We start from the raw sequence: 15,908 nt of genomic DNA on the forward strand, positions 1-15,908 counted from the left end.
TCGTTTTTTTATATTTAATTAATACAATGTTAAGAATACTCAATTATACTATTTATGGACTATAAAGCATATTGTTTTTCATGAGTAAAAACTGGGGGACTACATATGAAAATTTTAATTACAACGGAATGGTATTCTCCTGTAATTAATGGAGTGGTGACTTCAATTGTCAACCTGAAGAAGGAATTAGAGAAATTAGGCCACGAAGTCCGGGTTCTCACATTATCAGATGAAGCAAAATCCTACGTAAAAGATGACGTCACATATATTAGTTCTTTAGGTGTTGGTAAAATTTATCCTGGCGCACGTGTCACATTATTTAAGAATTACAAATACCTGCAACAATTAATAGATTGGCGTCCAGATGTTATTCACTCGCAATGTGAGTTCAGCACCTTCCGCTTAGCAAAACATTTAGCGAAGTGTCTTCGTATTCCAATCATTCATACCTATCATACGGTATACGAAGATTACACACATTATTTCTCTCCAAACCAAAAATGGGGAAAAGCAATGGTAGCCATTTTTTCGAGAAAAGTTCTTAAAAATGCTACATATGTTATCGCACCGACAGAAAAAGTTAGCAATTTATTGCAGGATTACGGGGTAAAGCAGCCGATTAAAGTAATTCCAACAGGGATTGATTTATCCAGCTATCAACAATTTAAAACAGACCAAACAAGAAATACTATACGTAAACAACTAAATATTCCTGAGCAGGATAACTTACTGATCTTTGTCGGCCGCTTAGCAAAAGAAAAGAATCTGGAAGAAATTTTGTCTTATTTTTCACAAATAGATAATAAGAACATGTCATTACTGATTGTCGGAGATGGGCCGCAAAGGCAGCATCTTGAGAAGTATGCCAAAAAACTGAATATTGAAAACAAGGTTATCTTTACAGGGATGGTACCACCAAAGGATATTCCATCTTATTATCGGACCGCAGATGTTTTTGTGAGTGCATCCAATAGTGAGACGCAAGGACTGACCTATATTGAAGCACTGGCAAGCGGCCTGCCTGCATTATGCAGAAAGGATCCTTGTTTAGAAAGTGTTGTGGAAAATGGCGTAAATGGATGGCTTTTCGAAACTTTCCGTGAATTTGAACACTATATGAAGAATATATTTGAAGAGCAAACTGTCTACAAAGAGCTTTCAGCAAATGCAGAAAAGACTGCTTATGATAATTATTCTTCTGTTGCCTTTGCGAAAAACATAGAAGACACGTATTATGACGCAATATCTTTATATAATCATCCGAAAAAGGATATTGTTTATTTCAACCATAGTGGAATTAACCAATGAACGACACACAACTAAAAAATCAAAGGCTATTCAAGTTTATATGGAACACCATTACAACCATTAGTTTAATCGGTTGTATTCTCTTTTTCATTTATGGGATCAAGAGTGAACTTTTTTACTCACAAGAAGCATTAGAAGACTTTCTCAAACAGTTTGGTGTATGGGCACCTTTGCTTTTTGTCGCCCTTCAATTTGTCCAGGTGATTATACCAATCGTACCAGGCGGGATCAGCTGCCTTGGCGGTATTTTAGTTTTCGGACCTGTTATGGGATTGATTTATAATTATGTTGGAATTTGTTTAGGTTCCATTGCAGCGTTTCTCATTGCGAAGAAGTACGGCGACACCGTTATGTACTTTTTGTTTAAACCCAAACTGCGGGAGAAATATCGCCGCTGGGTTGACGATCGGAGATTTGGACTTTTTTTTACAATCATGATTTTCTCTCCGATTGCACCAGATGATTTTCTCTGTTATTTAGCTGGCACAACTAAGATGTCATTAACAAGATTCACCATCATTATATTAGTCGGAAAACCATTGCCAATTGCTATCTACAGCTTTGGACTTGAGTTGATTTTCCGTTATATCGTTACTTTCTTTTAACAGTTAACACAAGGGGGATTTGAGTGTGAAAGTTTTATTGTACGCAGGGTCATTAAATCTTGTGAATAAAAGCGGGATTGGTCAGGCGATCCGTCATCAGAAGAAAGCATTAGAACATTTAAATATTACACATACAACCGATAGGAAAGAGGATTTTGACATCGTACATTTAAACACGATTTTCCCTAATTCTTTATTGATGAGCTGGTGGGCAAAAAGAAAAGGCAAGAAAGTTGTCTATTATGCTCACTCTACAATGGACGATTTCCGCAATTCTTTTATTGGTTCGAACCTGATCGCACCATTCTTTAAAAAATGGATTTCTTTTTGTTACAAAAGTGGAGATATTATTATCACACCGACAGAATATTCAAAGTCCATCCTTGATACTTATGGTTTGGACCGCCCTATTTTCAGCCTTTCCAATGGAATAGATACTCAATTTTTCCAAAGGAATGCTGAAGCAAGAGACAGGTTCCGCAAAAAATATAATATAGATGATAAGGAAAAAGTAGTCATCTCTGTCGGACACTTTATGGAGCGAAAAGGAATTGATGATTTTATTGAGTTAGCAAAACAATTGCCGGAGTACAAATTCTACTGGTTTGGCCATACAAGCATGAATCTTGTTCCAGCAAAGATAAAGAAAGCAATGAGGCAGGAGATCCCTAACCTGTATTTTCCAGGGTTTATTAACCGTGAGGATCTGCGCGATGCTTATTGTGGCAGTGATTTATTTCTCTTCCTGACACACGAAGAAACAGAAGGCATTGTCCTGCTTGAAGCATTAGCTGCAAAAATACCAATCCTTGTCCGCGACATACCGATTTATGAACAATGGCTTACTGACAATATTCATGTCTACAAAGCAAAACAGTTTGATTCGTTTAAAGAGCAAATTGCCAACATTGTCGAACAGAAAGCAACAGATCTGACAGACAATGGGTACAAGCTTGCTTTGGAGAAGGATATTACCAATATCAGCAAAAGACTAGTCGAATTATATTATGTGAGTGATAAGGCAACAGCGGAGAATGAAAGAGCCGCAGAACGATAATCGCGTTTGGACAGAGAAATATCGTAATGAACCAGCAGCATCCTTTTCTTGACATTAGTCAATGTGAAAAAAGGGTGCTGTTTATCAGCTTTTAAAAAAATCCATTTTATCAGGAGGAGATCTATTTGCCAAAAGCAATTTTCATCGATCGGGATGGTACAATCGGAGGAACAGATAAGGTTGTTTATCCAGGTGAATTTCAACTCTTTCCCTTTGTTGACAACACTATATCGAGATTAAAAGAGGCCGGAAACCTTATTTTCTCTTTTACAAATCAACCAGGAATCTCCAGAGGAGAAGCAACCAGAGAAGACTTTGAAAAAGAACTGAAAAGCTTTGGATTTGATCAGATCTATCTATGCCCCCATCAGCATAATGAAGGTTGTCTGTGCCGAAAACCTTCCGCTGCAATGCTGTCTCAAGCTGCATTAGAAAATGATTTGAATCTAACAGAATGCATCGTCATTGGTGACAGGTGGACAGATATGCTTGCAGCCCAAGAAGCAGGTTGTATGAAAATCTTAGTCAAAACAGGTGCTGGAGCAGAAGCTTTTCAGAAATATAAAAATAACGATTATTATGGTAAATATGCTGAAGTAACTCCTGACTATATCGCATCAAATTTTAAAGAGGCTGTTGATTGGGTTATTTCCGCTACATAATGATGGTAGAAGGATTTATTGAAGACAGGGAAGTCACCTCAAGCTCTTTTGTTATTAGTTTTTTCATTTAATAACACTTTTTCTTCGATATATGCATAGGCTTTTTTTATTTCTTGTGCATAATCTTGTGTAATTTCGAAAAAATTGGCACTATGAGCTATACAATTGTTTCTCAGTTCCGCATGTTCTGCGATAAATTGGCTGATCGGACGTTCTTCCTCCCCTCTTTTTTCAATAATGTTTCGATAGGGAACAATATGGGAGGCAAAATGCTGTTCAATGTAATCTGCTGAAAAAAGCAGATAAAGAGAAACAATATCATCTGGATAGATCTTTCGTAATGATTCCACCTGTTCTGGCAACATGTAGCAGCCTTCGATAACAGCATGTTGCTGATTTTCTATCATTGTTTTAATCATTTCCCTTACTATCGGCCATAATTTTTCTGCTATCTTTTCTTCACTGTCTTCAGGCGTAAACCCGCAATTCTTATCACTTCGGTAAATGCCCATCTTCAGATGATCAATCGAATAATAAGGAACATGATATTTCTCCAAAAGTTTCTGGGCCATATTCGTTTTTCCTGTACAACTGACCCCGCCGATTAAAATAATCATTACTATATCTCTCCTTCGAGAAGTTTTATTCCGCCCAAGGCTGCTTCACTTAATTCTCAAATATATCTGGCGCCAAATCCCGCCACATCAATAAGGCTAAATTTGCTTACTACTCTATTCATTTAAGATCCCTTTTCGCTAAATAATCAGTGACTGTCTCAAAAAACAGGTGTGATTGATCCATTTTAAAGTAAATGGAACGGATGATTTTCTTCAAACCAAATAGTTGGCGAATCTCGACAGGTTCATTTAATTCAATCACATAGGGAATTGGCTCTTGTTCGAGACCATGCAGTGCAAGCGAGATACTCTCACGGTCTTTTGCTGTTTCTTTTGGTGATTTCTCATTTTTTCTTAGTTCACTAATTTGTTCCCATGTGATAAAACCATATTGTCTTATCCCTTTTTGAAAATGAAGCCCTTTTTCATCAAGTACTACTGGTGACAGACGAATGGCCTGATAATCAGCGATAATAAACAATAATGCAAATATATCAAAGAATGTCAGAATCCATGCAGCAACATGGCTAACCTGTGAAACTAAAATGTGGACAGCGATAACTTCAAGCACCATTGCATGGACAAGCATAAAAAATACACCTTGATAGCCGCCATCTTTATGGAAAGTAAAGGTATGTCCGCTATCCGCAACAGGAGCTTTTTTCCGCCAGCTGAACAGACTATAGTAGATTGCCGCAATATCTGTAGCAAAAACCCTTAATATCAGCTGGAATTTATTGATGTGTTTATTTTTAAAAGTAAAGGTTTTGACAATCGCAACGGAAAAACTGCTTAGAAAATGATAATGCTGTTTCTTTTCGGTGTGATAACTTTGAATAAGCCTTGGCATTCTTCTTACAATAGCGATAAATAAAATAACTTCAACCAAAATGACAGCAGCTTCTAACATAATGACAGAATAATTAAAATAGGTGAGGTATCCATCAGCTTCATTTGGAATCATCCAATTAGCGAGAAGCAATCCCCAGAAGATAAATGCACACAACACAAGCCATGATACTCTTTTCTTAAAGCCAAGAAAATAGATTGCTAATGGCAGAATGATCACAAGATCAATCGCTGTACCAATCCCAACCAAATCATCAACAGGACCGACCAGCTGCACCTGCATGACGAGATAATTGGGTACTAGAATAATGAGCAAAAATATGATAATGCGCTTCCAATCAATATTGTTTACTGGAAAAGTTCCAACCATTTTATCCCTCTTCTCCCTTTTTCCATTTATTATATAGGAATTAGATGGGGAATTTCAGGTTTTTTTAATGAAAGTCCGAAAATGTTCACAAGTGTATAAAGAAGAGTGAATATGCACTTAAAAAAACTACAAAAAAACCGACAGAACTATCTCCATTCTGTCGGTTTTCTCTATTAAAATTTGAATGATTCTCCATTTTCTGCTACTTCTACGCTAGAAGCGAATCCATTTTCTTCAATAAAGCTTTTCAGTTCAGCTTTGGATAATGTCCAGTGGTTTACAGCTTCCATATGGACAGCAATAATTTTTGCATCTGGTGCCGCGTTGTGCACTTCTTTGACATCCTCTGTGCTCATTACAAGTGATCCACCTTGAACAAATTGGTTGTCTCCAGCATTGACGATAATCACTTCTGGATTATGCTTAGCGATTTCTTGTTGCACCCCATCATACCAAACAGTATCTCCAGCAACATACAATGTTTTCTCTGATTCATGCTTGAATACAATACCACATACATGTCCAGCCGCTTTCAGGATTTCTCCTCTGCCGTGCTCGCCTTGTGTTTTAACTAACTGGATACCTTCAAAAGTGGTCTCTTCTGATAGAACTTCTACGTTTTTGAAACCAGCATCGCGGATAGCAGTTGCATCTTCTTCGTTTTGCGTAAACAGTTTAATTTCTTTAGGCATCATTTCTTTCGCTGCTTCATCCCAATGGTCAGGGTGAGTATGTGTCACGATAACTGCATCTACATTAATAATATCGCTAACAGATACTGGAAGATCTTCTAAAGGAAAGTTTTGATCTCCTTGCGGCGCATCTGGAGATGGATTTGGCATCGGAGGATAAGCACCCTTGTCTGCCAGCATCGGATCAATCAGGAATTTTTTCCCTGCATATTCGACAATAATAGTTGCATTACGTATTTCTTGTATCTTCATCTATAAAAACTCCTTTTAATATAAATTCATATTAACTGCTACATGTCTATTCTAACCTGTCTCCACCCGAGCGTTACAGAGATTAAATAAAGAGTTTTGCCCTTTTCACTTTATTATTTAAATTGTTTCACTAAATAAATCCGTGTTGGAAATATATTTGATCAATAAGGTATAATAAAACTTGGGAGTGGATGATAATGAATAAAAAAGATATTGCTGCAATTCGCAGACAATTTAAAGTGGAAAATGATTTATTGAGAATACACGATATTTACAATGTTTATATTATGAAAGAATCGAGCGACATTTATCATCAGGAATTCCAGCCTTTTTCTTTGCTTGAACAAGACCAGCAAGAGCTATTTATGACTAATTTTAAAAAAGTGCTGACAGGTAATTTAGATGAAAAACTATTTGAACTCAAATTCCAGTCCAATATAGAAAATTCCAGTCAGCTGATTTTACATAAAGGATTACTTAGTGGAGAAGTAACAGAATGGCAGACGCAAATGCTTGAGCTTGTTGAGAAAATGCTGCATGAAAGACAGTATGAAGTAGATATTGTTGTTACATTTATCCGCGCTGAATATATGAAACCAATGAAACGAAGCAATGAGGAAACAGAAGAAAGTGACCGGGATTCCGTCTACTCGCATCCCTTTATCCTCTGCAGTATCAATAAAACACAAGATCCGAAAAAAGAGCTTCACTTCGATTATGTTGAGAAGGAGTTCAAATACCATGTTGTGGTGGATCCTGTGATTAATCTGAATGCACCTATTGGAGGGTTTTTATTCCCATGTTTCACGGACAATGAGCCTGATCCGGAATTTATTGAAGATGTCCTCAACGCAGAAGAAACACTTACTGCAAAAGATGATAAAATTGTTTTCGAAGAAGTTGTCAGAGATGCTGTCGGCCATCAAATCAGTACAGAAAAACTCGCGAATATGTATGAGGAAATTAACCGTGTGGTCGAAGAAAATGAAGAGGGAGATACACCAAAGCTTGATTACAGAGATGTAGAAAAAGTTCTTAAGACAAGCGGGATTGATGATGTTACTCCGGAGAAAGTAGAAACTGCCTTCAAAAATGTCCTTGATGACGAAAAATATGAGCTGAAAGCACGAAATATTGTACCAAAATTCACATCTAAATCAATTAAAATAAACACAAAAGTAGCCAACATTGCTGTAAGTCCCCAAGATCTGAAATTCGTCAAACAAATTCAGCTGGATGGTAAACGTTATTTAATGATCGAGGTAGAAGAAGAAACGATTGTCGATGGATTTACGATGATTCCGGAAGCATTTTAAGGGAAAGATGTTGAGACAAAAATAGTTTGGCCATACTGTACCACCGCCCCCCGGTAAAGACAGATCTACTCAAGAGACGTTTGCTTGAGTAGATCCATTGGATGCAAGCGAGTATTCCCCCAACGGTATTGGCATCACTATCTATATAAGTACTTATTGTTCGTCTTTTAGTCTGTTTTGTTCTGTATAAAATGTCTCTACTTTAATTCAAACGTCGATCCATTGATCATTTTAACGTCATCCCTTAGTTGGATTTGTTTTATCAGCTTAAATAGTGCTGCATCTTTTTGCTTTGCCTCGATCATGCAATCAATTTGCGGCACTGTGCCGTTTATTTCTTTTAAAAAGTCAAAGAACATGTCGATATCAATATAATCTGCATGGTGTCGTATCTTTTCATTATCTTTCGGACTGGATATATGCATTTTGACTGGTAGGTTGGAATGCTTCCATGTCTGCAAAATACGGACCCAGTTTTCTGCCCAATTTTCCGTTTTGTGATGGACTATGTGATGATGATAGTCAAACACAAGGGGGATTCCTAATTTTTCGCATAAAAACAGGGTATCATCAAGTGTAAATGAGGTATCATCATTTTCCAGCATGATCATCTTTTGAATGGCACTTGGAACGACCATCCAGTTATCAACAAATCGTTCCAGTGATTTCTCTGTTTCTTTGTAGTTTCCGCCAACATGCATCACACAGCGGTGCTCAGGATCAATTCCCATTCCTTTCAGTAATAAATAATGCATTTTTAATGTCTTTACTGAATTTTTCAATACTTCCTCTTTAACAGAATTCAGCAGGACAAAATGATCCGGATGAAAGTCAACACGCATCTGGTGCCGCTGCACAAACTCTCCTATCTCTTTTAATTTCTCCTTAAGTGGCTTGATATAATTCCAATCAGGCAGTTCTTCATGGTTCGCTAATGGAATCAATCTTGATGTCAGTCGGTAGAAGAAGATATCTGAGGCTGCATTATGCTTCAGAATTCTTGATGTGTTATGTAAATTATCTAAGGCAATTCGCTCTAATTTGCGAATGGCCGCCTCTCTGTCACGAATCTTTTCGAATTGCTTAAAGGTCATCGTCTGGGATGGTGAGGCATTTTTAATATATTTACTCATTGCAACATAGCCAAGGCGAACAATGGTCATTTTTACCTCCGGGTTATTTTTGAATGTTTTTACCTATAGCTTTGCCTAATAGAGAGGAAATTATTATGTAAGTCACTATAATATTATACGGAGTTAAAATATCATCCATCATATTCATTGCATTAGGGGATTACAGACACTGTCATAATGTCAGTGCTTTTCGGTTAATATCGATTAATACATTGTTGATCTTTTTATAATCGGCTGTGGCGGGCAATGCAGATTGTTCCCCCGCTGTCTTTAATTCATCGTTATATATATCAATCATCTCCAGTGCCTCTTTTAAAGAATATTTTCCATTCCGGCAATCAAGCAACAACTTCCGATTCGGTCTGTATGTACAAAAATCGCCTGTATTCAATATTTCGATCGCACTTGTCAGAAGCCTGATACTGTGCATAAAAAGCTTAGTATCATATTTACCATCATGATCTGCCCCATTTTTCAGCTTTTGAATTTGCGAGTACGCATAGCCGCTAAACCGCTTTTGAATATATTTAGACAAAAAAAGATGCCGATTATCTATTAACACTTGCCCAGATTCTGTTACTTTCAGGTAATCTTCTGGACGGACAAACAAAAGTTCAATATTATTCGGCACACCTTGCATCGCATCTTTGACAAATTTGTTAATATGCATAATGATAATGTCAACATCATCTTTCGTGTTTTTAAAATTCTTGCCGCCTGTTGTATTGTATTCATTGAATGATTGTAAGCCAAGATAATAATCTACTGGCGGGATACAAATGCCTTTATAGTCGCGATCAGATTGGGCTGTGTTTGTTCCATAGGCATAACTGCCAACAGGCGCTAACAGGATTGTTCTATCCTCAAGCCAGTCAATATTCGAAGCTTCTATCTCTTTCATTTGTGTCTCTCCTTATGTTCGATCAAAAATCGATTCCCTTCTTTTTAACAGGTTTACGGAAATAGCCTTTATCCTTATGGTAAAGAATTAGTGCAACAAATAAAATCGCTGCTGCAATCCAGATAGAGATGTAACCTAAATAGGTTGTGGAAATCGTACCAATAAGGGCACCAATCAGGAATGCTAGTATAATCAGAATAAATTTCTTTGATCTTTCCTTCGCTTCCTTGTCTTTATCGACTATTGCGGAATAGGCTGCTTGAAAGGCTGTGCGCAGGTTCCCTGTCGTCATAGTCGAGTTGTATGACCACTTATCCAGATAGTTGAATGTAGATATTTGAACAGACGAAACAAAAGAAATACTTACTGTCACAACCATATTCGGTATACTGCCAGGCAATAGCCCGACAATGATTAACACAACACATTCCAGTAATAGAATTGTTCTTCTGTAACTATACAGCCAATTTCTCAAGTTGGATTTCTTAAAAAGCTCCGCTACTATAACACCTAGAAAAAAAGCGAGGATCGGCGGAATATATATAAGGCAGTTCTTCCATTCACCAGTTCCTATATTTATTGCAAGTAAGACAATATTGGCTGTCTGCGCATTTGCGAATACTCCGTCCCTGCTGATAAACGTATACGCATCAAGAAATCCCCCGACTAGTGTTAACAAAAATGCAAGATATACCGAGTTTGATGACAATGAAGGAATAATTGTATGTTTATTTTCCATTACCCTATCTCCTTTATCCCAGGAAGATATCCTGCCCGATTTCCTCTCTTTCATCATAATCTCCTGTTCCCGCCATTTCAAATTATTCAAAGAAAGAATAGGACGATCTTTCCCATACCTGACGAAGAATTTTGATGTTTAAAAGACTTTTATTCTTCATTTCTCTAATTTCGGGTGCGGCTTTTGATGTTTATACATATCTATCCCATACTCTTTCCTAAAAAAAACGGAACAAGTCGCCTTATTCCGTTTTTTTCATTATAATAATGTCATCAGTGCGCCACCTGCTGCTCCTGTCACCACCACAATCCATGGTGGAAGCTTCCAGAAAACTAACATACTGAACAAAACAGCAGCGAAAGCAAAATCAATCGGTGCCAGAATAGAACTTGTCCAAATTGGATCATAAAAGGCAGAAATTAAGATCCCGACAACTCCTGCATTGACTCCCATAAGTGCACCTTTTATCTTAGGATTCCTGCGCAAGCCATCCCAAAATGGCAATGTTCCTAGAATAAGTAAAAATGCAGGCAGGAAAATCGCTGCAGTTGCCAGCAAACCGCCAGTCCATCCATTCATAACCGCCCCTAAATAAGCGGCGAAAGTAAACAATGGACCTGGAACAGCCTGAGTTGCCCCATAACCTGCAAGAAACGCCTCTTCACTCAGCCAGCCTGATGGGACAAACTCTTGTTCAAGCAATGGTAAAACAACATGCCCTCCACCAAATACTAAGGCACCAGAACGGTAAAAACTGTCAAACATAGCGATCCACTGAATGGACGTAGCTTCTCTTAACAGGGGAAGCAGAATCAGTAAACTGAAAAACAGCACTAAACAAACAGTCGCGAAACTTTTGGAAATGGCTAACTTAATACTGGATGCAGCTTCATCCTTATGATTACGAAAAATGATAAATCCAATAATTGCTGATAAAAGGATTACTCCAACCTGTGTATAGGTAGTTTGCCATAAAAGTGTTATGACTAGCGCTAATAGTGCGATCGCTTTTCTGCTCAAATCTGGAGTAAGTTTTTGTGCCATCCCTAATATAGCATGTGCAACTACAGCTACTGCCACAATTTTCAGACCGCGAATCCAGCCTAAATCACTAACATCCATTCCTTGCAGTATAATGGCGAATATAATTAGGGCAGCAACAGATGGTAAGGTAAAGCCAAGAAAAGATACAAAGCCGCCCAGGATACCTCCTCTAATCACCCCTATTCCAATACCAACCTGACTGCTGGCAGGGCCAGGAAGGAATTGACATAATGCCACTAAGTCTGCATAGGCTTTTTCGTCCATCCACCTTCTTCTGCGGATATATTCTTCATGGAAATACCCTAAGTGTGCAACAGGACCGCCAAATGATGTGAATCCTAACCTTGTCGATATCATGAGAATCTCTAATAATGTTTTAAATAATCCTTTGTCATTGTTCATTTATTCATCTCCTTCCAAAATAACATTATAAAACGAATCGTACCATAAGAGCATAGACCAAGGAAGCCGTTTACAAAAATTTAATAATAATCTTTCCCCAAAAAAATAGCCCACAACTTTTTGTGAGCTATTAAAGCCATTTTTATTTATTTAGCAGATGGTTCCGAAACTTTCACTAACAATTTCCCAATATTGTTTCCTTTAAACAAATCAAGAAAGGCATCCGGAATATTTTCAAATCCTCCTTTAATCGTTTCTTCATAGGTTAATTTCCCCTCGTCAAGCCATGAAGCAAGAGCTCTTGTCCCTTCATTAAATCTGTCAAAAAAGTCACCAACCGTAAATCCCTGCATAAGAGCACTTTTCTTGATTAACACAGTCTGAACTCTTGGGCCAAGATCTGTTGTCTCTTTATTATAACTGGATATTGCCCCACAAACCGAAATACGGGCAAACTTATTCAATTGGGTGAATACCGCATCAGAGATTTCCCCGCCGACATTATCAAAATAAACATCGACACCATCAGGGCATGCCTCTTCTAAAGCTTTTTCCATATTCTCTGTTGTCTTATAATTGATTGCTTCATCGAAATGCAATTCTTCTTTTAAATACTTTATTTTTTCGTCCGTACCCGCGATTCCAACGACTTTTGCACCTTTGATTTTAGCAATTTGGCCAACAACAGAACCTACCGCACCAGCAGCACCTGAGATAACAACTGTTTCTCCTTCCTGCGGTCTCCCTATCTCAAGCAATCCAAAATAGGCAGTTAATCCTGTCATACCAAGGATACCTAAATGGGTAGATATTGGTGCAATATCTTTATCTATCTTCCGCACTTCATCTTCTTGGGCAGTATAGAATGTTTGCCAGCCGAATCCGCCAATAACAATATCTCCTTCACTAAAATGAGAGGATTTAGATGAAATTACTTCACCGATTGCGCCACCTTCAATCACTTCATTTAATTGATAAGGTGCTACATAAGAAGGGGCATCTACCATTCTTCCGCGCATATATGGATCAACGGAAACATATAATGTGCGAATCAGCAATTCCCCATTCTCGGGCTGATTAATCTCTTTTTCTTCAAATGTAAATGTATCCTGATCTGGCGTACCTTCTGGCCGTTTCGCTAAAAGAATTTGCTTATTTTTTTCCATTCTCCCACTCCTTTGCCTCATGTTATTATAAAAGTAACAAAAAATGGAGAGTAACAAAAGATACATGCTCAGGACGTGCTAATTGACTCTTTTTTGTAATGAGTATATTATAGACTCGTAAAGTCTATAATTAGGGGATGAGAAAGTGAAGTATTCAAAAGCAACAAATTATGCACTCCACACCATTGCTTACATAGCCCTATTGCCATCAGGGAAAACGATTGGTGTGAAACCATTAGCAGAAGTCCAGCAAGTGTCTCCTTCCTATCTTTCTAAAGTGTTAACTAACTTAGTCAAGGCAGGGTTTATCGAATCCATAACAGGTGTCAAAGGTGGCTATAAATTAATCAGGAAAGCTGATCAAATCACTTTTCTAGATATAATTCAAGCAATTGAAGGGACATCTTCATTGTTTCATTGCAGTTTGGATCATGCGACAACAAAGAGAGAGAATTGTCTGATCGAGAAAGTGATGAATGAGGCAGAGCAGAAAATGGTGGACCACCTCAACTCGGTAACCATCCAACAGATTACAAAACAGTTTGACGAAAATATCGTACATTCATTTCTTGGAAAAGCAAACTAATTTTTTTACCCTTATTATAGACTATATATATCTTTAATATCTTTAAAGGAGATGATTCAATGGTTTACGATTGTGCTATTATTGGCGGCGGGCCTGCCGGCTTAAATGCAGCATTAGTCTTAGGGCGGGCTCGAAGAAAGGTTGCTCTCTTTGACAACAATCAGGCAAGGAATTCGGTAACACAAGAGTCCCATGGATTTATTACAAGAGATGGCGTGTCTCCTGCAGAATTCAGAGAATATGCCCATCAGGATATACAGAAATACCCTTCCGTAGAGTTTGAGTCATGCACCATTGAAAAGATTGAAAAACAAGAGGATCATTCTCAATTAACCTCCAACAATGGCAAGACCTTTTCCAGCAAAAAAGTAATTCTTGCCTATGGATTAAAAGAAGATTTACCGGATGTAGAAGGGCTGAAAGATTTTTATGGAAAAAGTGTGTTCAGTTGCCCTTATTGTGATGGCTGGGAATTAAGAGATCAACCGTTAGTATTAATCGCTGAATCAGAGCATGCTGTCCATATGGCGAAAATGATTTATCAATGGAGTAAGGATTTAGTTATTTGTACGAATGGCTTGCAGATCATACCAGATGATGAGGCGGCATCACTGAAGAGCAAAGGACTGCAGATCCAGGAAAACAAGATTTCCCACTTATCAGGTACTGATGGAAAGCTATCAAAAATAGTTTTTGAGGATGGAACTGAATTGCATAGAACTGGCGGCTTTGTTGTTACAGAACTAAAGCAGCCAAATAACCTGGCTAGTTCCCTTGGTTGTGAACTGAAAGGAAACTTAGGAATTATTGTCGACGATTTAGGAAGAACGAATGTAGAAGGTGTCTATGCAGCAGGGGAAACATCGAATATTGGCCCAGCGCAGTTAATCATTGCAGCCGGCCACGGAGTTCGCGCAGCAGCTGGAGTGAATTATGATATGACAATGGAGGAATTTAAATAAGCTTGGGAAGTGTAAATAGAAGAAATATAGTAATGATGAAAAAACAAAGAGGATGGGACAGAAGTAGTTTGTCCATACTGTAATCCGCATGATCATTCCATTGAATTAGTCCGGATTATTACTTACAGAAAAAAGAATTTTTCATCCTCCACTTGATCACAAATCCTTGCTATGGAAGAGAGACTTTCAACAGAATGGATAATCGTTCCAAACTCAGCTTAAGTAATGCTGTCTTAATGGAACAATATTCGTTCCACTTATTAGTCTAGAAATTATAAAAAGCTGGGGAAAATGCGAGACTCCAGTGGGAACAGCACGAGCTGAAAATCCACTTGGTAAAGTGACTTTCTTTACCAAGTTAGTTGAAGCCGTGCCCACGGAAAGCGAGTATTTTCCCCAGCGGTGATTTAGCATTACCTATATTAGTACATTAGTGAATGGCTATCTTGTGTATTTATTGTTCGTTTTTTTGATTATCTATTTTCGTTATGTGCCATCCTCGTTTAGATTTTAATTTTCTTCCATTTCTTTTCGGTTTTTCTTCATCAATTTAGACAATATCTCATACACGATTGGTACGATGATTCTGAGAAGCTATTATTTCAATTTTATTATACTTATTTTTCCAGCTATGAAACCAGATTTGATTTCGCCAGAGTCTTAGTGAAGGATCAGGCTATTTCACTTGAAATCGAGCCACTATCAAAATTAATTAAATATGACAAACATATGAATGCAATTGTTTTTTCATTAGTATCCAAACAATTCAGTCATATACCTCCATTAATGCATCCTGATATTGTTTATACAATTAAAGGATTCCTTAAGTTATATTCAGAGCTATTATTTTTATCTAACTATCCTATTGATTTGGAGATACTGTGCAACACATTAGTGGAACGAACACACGTTATTGCTGAACACTCAACTATACCAATTCTTACTGAAGAGTTCTTTGCTATTCCTTACCCTGAAGTATTGACACCGACCAATGACCAGCTAGAGGATTTATTAATAAAGACTAGTAAAGAAATTACGGATGATACAATCCAGGAATCAATCGTATTATTAAAGCAAAACATATATGAAAGAAACCTCCCTAATGCCGTTGTACAAGGACTTTTAAACAATTTAAGAAGGGACCCGCATTGTAAATGGGCTGCATATTTATACGAATTATATATGGAGAAGACGCAAGATTAAGTTATACCACTGAATGAATTCAGAACGCCATTCATTTCTCAGCA

General features: G+C 37.6%; 16 protein-coding genes. 8 read left to right on the top strand and 8 right to left on the bottom strand.

The genetic code is table 11. The annotated features are described in order from the left end of the window. Positions 1-105 precede the first annotated feature (105 nt). The 4 genes from F9U64_RS13875 (at position 106) to F9U64_RS13890 (ending at position 3,632) form a co-directional block, all read left to right on the top strand. Positions 106-1,308 (top strand): glycosyltransferase family 4 protein, encoded by a 1,203-nt coding sequence (locus F9U64_RS13875; RefSeq protein ID WP_153404716.1) that lies wholly within the window; start codon positions 106-108, stop codon positions 1,306-1,308. Continuing rightward, positions 1,305-1,913: a TVP38/TMEM64 family protein gene (locus tag F9U64_RS13880; protein ID WP_153404718.1), complete on the top strand. Its 609-nt coding sequence runs from the start codon at positions 1,305-1,307 to the stop codon at positions 1,911-1,913. The genes F9U64_RS13875 and F9U64_RS13880 overlap by 4 nt, the downstream gene beginning before the upstream one ends. Before the next feature lie 25 nt (positions 1,914-1,938). After that, the gene (locus F9U64_RS13885; protein WP_153404721.1) at positions 1,939-2,970 is read left to right on the top strand and encodes an LTA glycolipid anchor biosynthesis glycosyltransferase, IagA/BgsA family; all 1,032 of its coding nucleotides are present in this window, start codon (positions 1,939-1,941) and stop codon (positions 2,968-2,970) included. 125 nt (positions 2,971-3,095) lie between these two features. Continuing rightward, positions 3,096-3,632, top strand: coding sequence for an HAD-IIIA family hydrolase (locus F9U64_RS13890; RefSeq protein ID WP_407647328.1), 537 nt, complete (start codon positions 3,096-3,098; stop codon positions 3,630-3,632). A 38-nt stretch (positions 3,633-3,670) separates the two neighbouring features. On the opposite strand, the gene F9U64_RS13895 is transcribed toward F9U64_RS13890, so the two are convergent. From F9U64_RS13895 to F9U64_RS13905, 3 genes are all read right to left on the bottom strand, one after another. Then, positions 3,671-4,249, bottom strand: a complete 579-nt coding sequence (locus F9U64_RS13895; protein ID WP_153404726.1) for a 2-phosphoglycerate kinase — start codon at positions 4,247-4,249, stop codon at positions 3,671-3,673. A 118-nt stretch (positions 4,250-4,367) separates the two neighbouring features. Then, positions 4,368-5,468: a hypothetical protein gene (locus F9U64_RS13900; protein ID WP_153404729.1), complete on the bottom strand. Its 1,101-nt coding sequence runs from the start codon at positions 5,466-5,468 to the stop codon at positions 4,368-4,370. 173 nt (positions 5,469-5,641) lie between these two features. Then, positions 5,642-6,412, bottom strand: a complete 771-nt coding sequence (locus tag F9U64_RS13905; RefSeq protein ID WP_153404732.1) for an MBL fold metallo-hydrolase — start codon at positions 6,410-6,412, stop codon at positions 5,642-5,644. 197 nt (positions 6,413-6,609) lie between these two features. Here F9U64_RS13905 and F9U64_RS13910 point away from each other — a divergent pair, with 197 nt between their 5' ends. Next, positions 6,610-7,728, top strand: coding sequence for a DUF4317 domain-containing protein (locus F9U64_RS13910; protein WP_153404735.1), 1,119 nt, complete (start codon positions 6,610-6,612; stop codon positions 7,726-7,728). 197 nt (positions 7,729-7,925) lie between these two features. Here F9U64_RS13910 and uvsE read toward each other — a convergent pair whose 3' ends face one another. The 5 genes from uvsE to F9U64_RS13935 all read right to left on the bottom strand — a co-directional run bounded on the left by uvsE (position 7,926) and on the right by F9U64_RS13935 (position 13,113). Continuing rightward, positions 7,926-8,891 (bottom strand): UV DNA damage repair endonuclease UvsE, encoded by a 966-nt coding sequence (gene uvsE, locus F9U64_RS13915; protein WP_153404737.1) that lies wholly within the window; start codon positions 8,889-8,891, stop codon positions 7,926-7,928. Positions 8,892-9,033: 142 nt separating this feature from the next. After that, positions 9,034-9,762: a nucleotidyltransferase domain-containing protein gene (locus tag F9U64_RS13920; protein ID WP_153404740.1), complete on the bottom strand. Its 729-nt coding sequence runs from the start codon at positions 9,760-9,762 to the stop codon at positions 9,034-9,036. A 22-nt stretch (positions 9,763-9,784) separates the two neighbouring features. Further along, positions 9,785-10,501, bottom strand: a complete 717-nt coding sequence (locus F9U64_RS13925) for a YoaK family protein (protein WP_153404744.1) — start codon at positions 10,499-10,501, stop codon at positions 9,785-9,787. 258 nt (positions 10,502-10,759) lie between these two features. Then, on the bottom strand, positions 10,760-11,947 hold the full coding sequence (gene chrA / locus F9U64_RS13930) for a chromate efflux transporter (RefSeq protein ID WP_153404747.1): 1,188 nt from the start codon (positions 11,945-11,947) through the stop codon (positions 10,760-10,762). Between the two features lie 146 nt (positions 11,948-12,093). Beyond that, a complete protein-coding gene (locus tag F9U64_RS13935; RefSeq protein WP_153404750.1) occupies positions 12,094-13,113 on the bottom strand; it encodes an NADP-dependent oxidoreductase in 1,020 nt (339 codons plus the stop codon). 145 nt (positions 13,114-13,258) lie between these two features. Between F9U64_RS13935 and F9U64_RS13940 the strand changes: the two genes are divergently transcribed. The 3 genes from F9U64_RS13940 to F9U64_RS13950 all read left to right on the top strand — a co-directional run bounded on the left by F9U64_RS13940 (position 13,259) and on the right by F9U64_RS13950 (position 15,864). Then, entirely contained in the window at positions 13,259-13,699 is a 441-nt protein-coding gene (locus tag F9U64_RS13940; RefSeq protein WP_153404753.1) for an Rrf2 family transcriptional regulator, read from the top strand. Between the two features lie 59 nt (positions 13,700-13,758). Then, positions 13,759-14,661: an NAD(P)/FAD-dependent oxidoreductase gene (locus F9U64_RS13945; RefSeq protein WP_153404756.1), complete on the top strand. Its 903-nt coding sequence runs from the start codon at positions 13,759-13,761 to the stop codon at positions 14,659-14,661. 663 nt (positions 14,662-15,324) lie between these two features. Beyond that, a complete protein-coding gene (locus F9U64_RS13950) occupies positions 15,325-15,864 on the top strand; it encodes a hypothetical protein (protein WP_153404759.1) in 540 nt (179 codons plus the stop codon). Positions 15,865-15,908: the final 44 nt, after the last annotated feature.

Origin of the sequence: Gracilibacillus oryzae, from assembly GCF_009498735.1 — a bacterium.
Taxonomy (GTDB): Bacteria; Bacillota; Bacilli; order Bacillales; family Amphibacillaceae; genus Gracilibacillus; species Gracilibacillus oryzae.

Coding starts and splice junctions, on each gene's coding strand:
- F9U64_RS13875 (WP_153404716.1), top strand. CDS start 106: ATGAAAATTTTAATTACAACGGAATGGTATTCTCCTGTAATTAATGGA.
- F9U64_RS13880 (WP_153404718.1), top strand. CDS start 1,305: ATGAACGACACACAACTAAAAAATCAAAGGCTATTCAAGTTTATATGG.
- F9U64_RS13895 (WP_153404726.1), bottom strand. CDS start 4,249: ATGATTATTTTAATCGGCGGGGTCAGTTGTACAGGAAAAACGAATATG.
- F9U64_RS13900 (WP_153404729.1), bottom strand. CDS start 5,468: ATGGTTGGAACTTTTCCAGTAAACAATATTGATTGGAAGCGCATTATC.
- F9U64_RS13905 (WP_153404732.1), bottom strand. CDS start 6,412: ATGAAGATACAAGAAATACGTAATGCAACTATTATTGTCGAATATGCA.
- F9U64_RS13910 (WP_153404735.1), top strand. CDS start 6,610: ATGAATAAAAAAGATATTGCTGCAATTCGCAGACAATTTAAAGTGGAA.
- uvsE (WP_153404737.1), bottom strand. CDS start 8,891: ATGACCATTGTTCGCCTTGGCTATGTTGCAATGAGTAAATATATTAAA.
- F9U64_RS13920 (WP_153404740.1), bottom strand. CDS start 9,762: ATGAAAGAGATAGAAGCTTCGAATATTGACTGGCTTGAGGATAGAACA.
- F9U64_RS13925 (WP_153404744.1), bottom strand. CDS start 10,501: ATGGAAAATAAACATACAATTATTCCTTCATTGTCATCAAACTCGGTA.
- chrA (WP_153404747.1), bottom strand. CDS start 11,947: ATGAACAATGACAAAGGATTATTTAAAACATTATTAGAGATTCTCATG.
- F9U64_RS13935 (WP_153404750.1), bottom strand. CDS start 13,113: ATGGAAAAAAATAAGCAAATTCTTTTAGCGAAACGGCCAGAAGGTACG.
- F9U64_RS13945 (WP_153404756.1), top strand. CDS start 13,759: ATGGTTTACGATTGTGCTATTATTGGCGGCGGGCCTGCCGGCTTAAAT.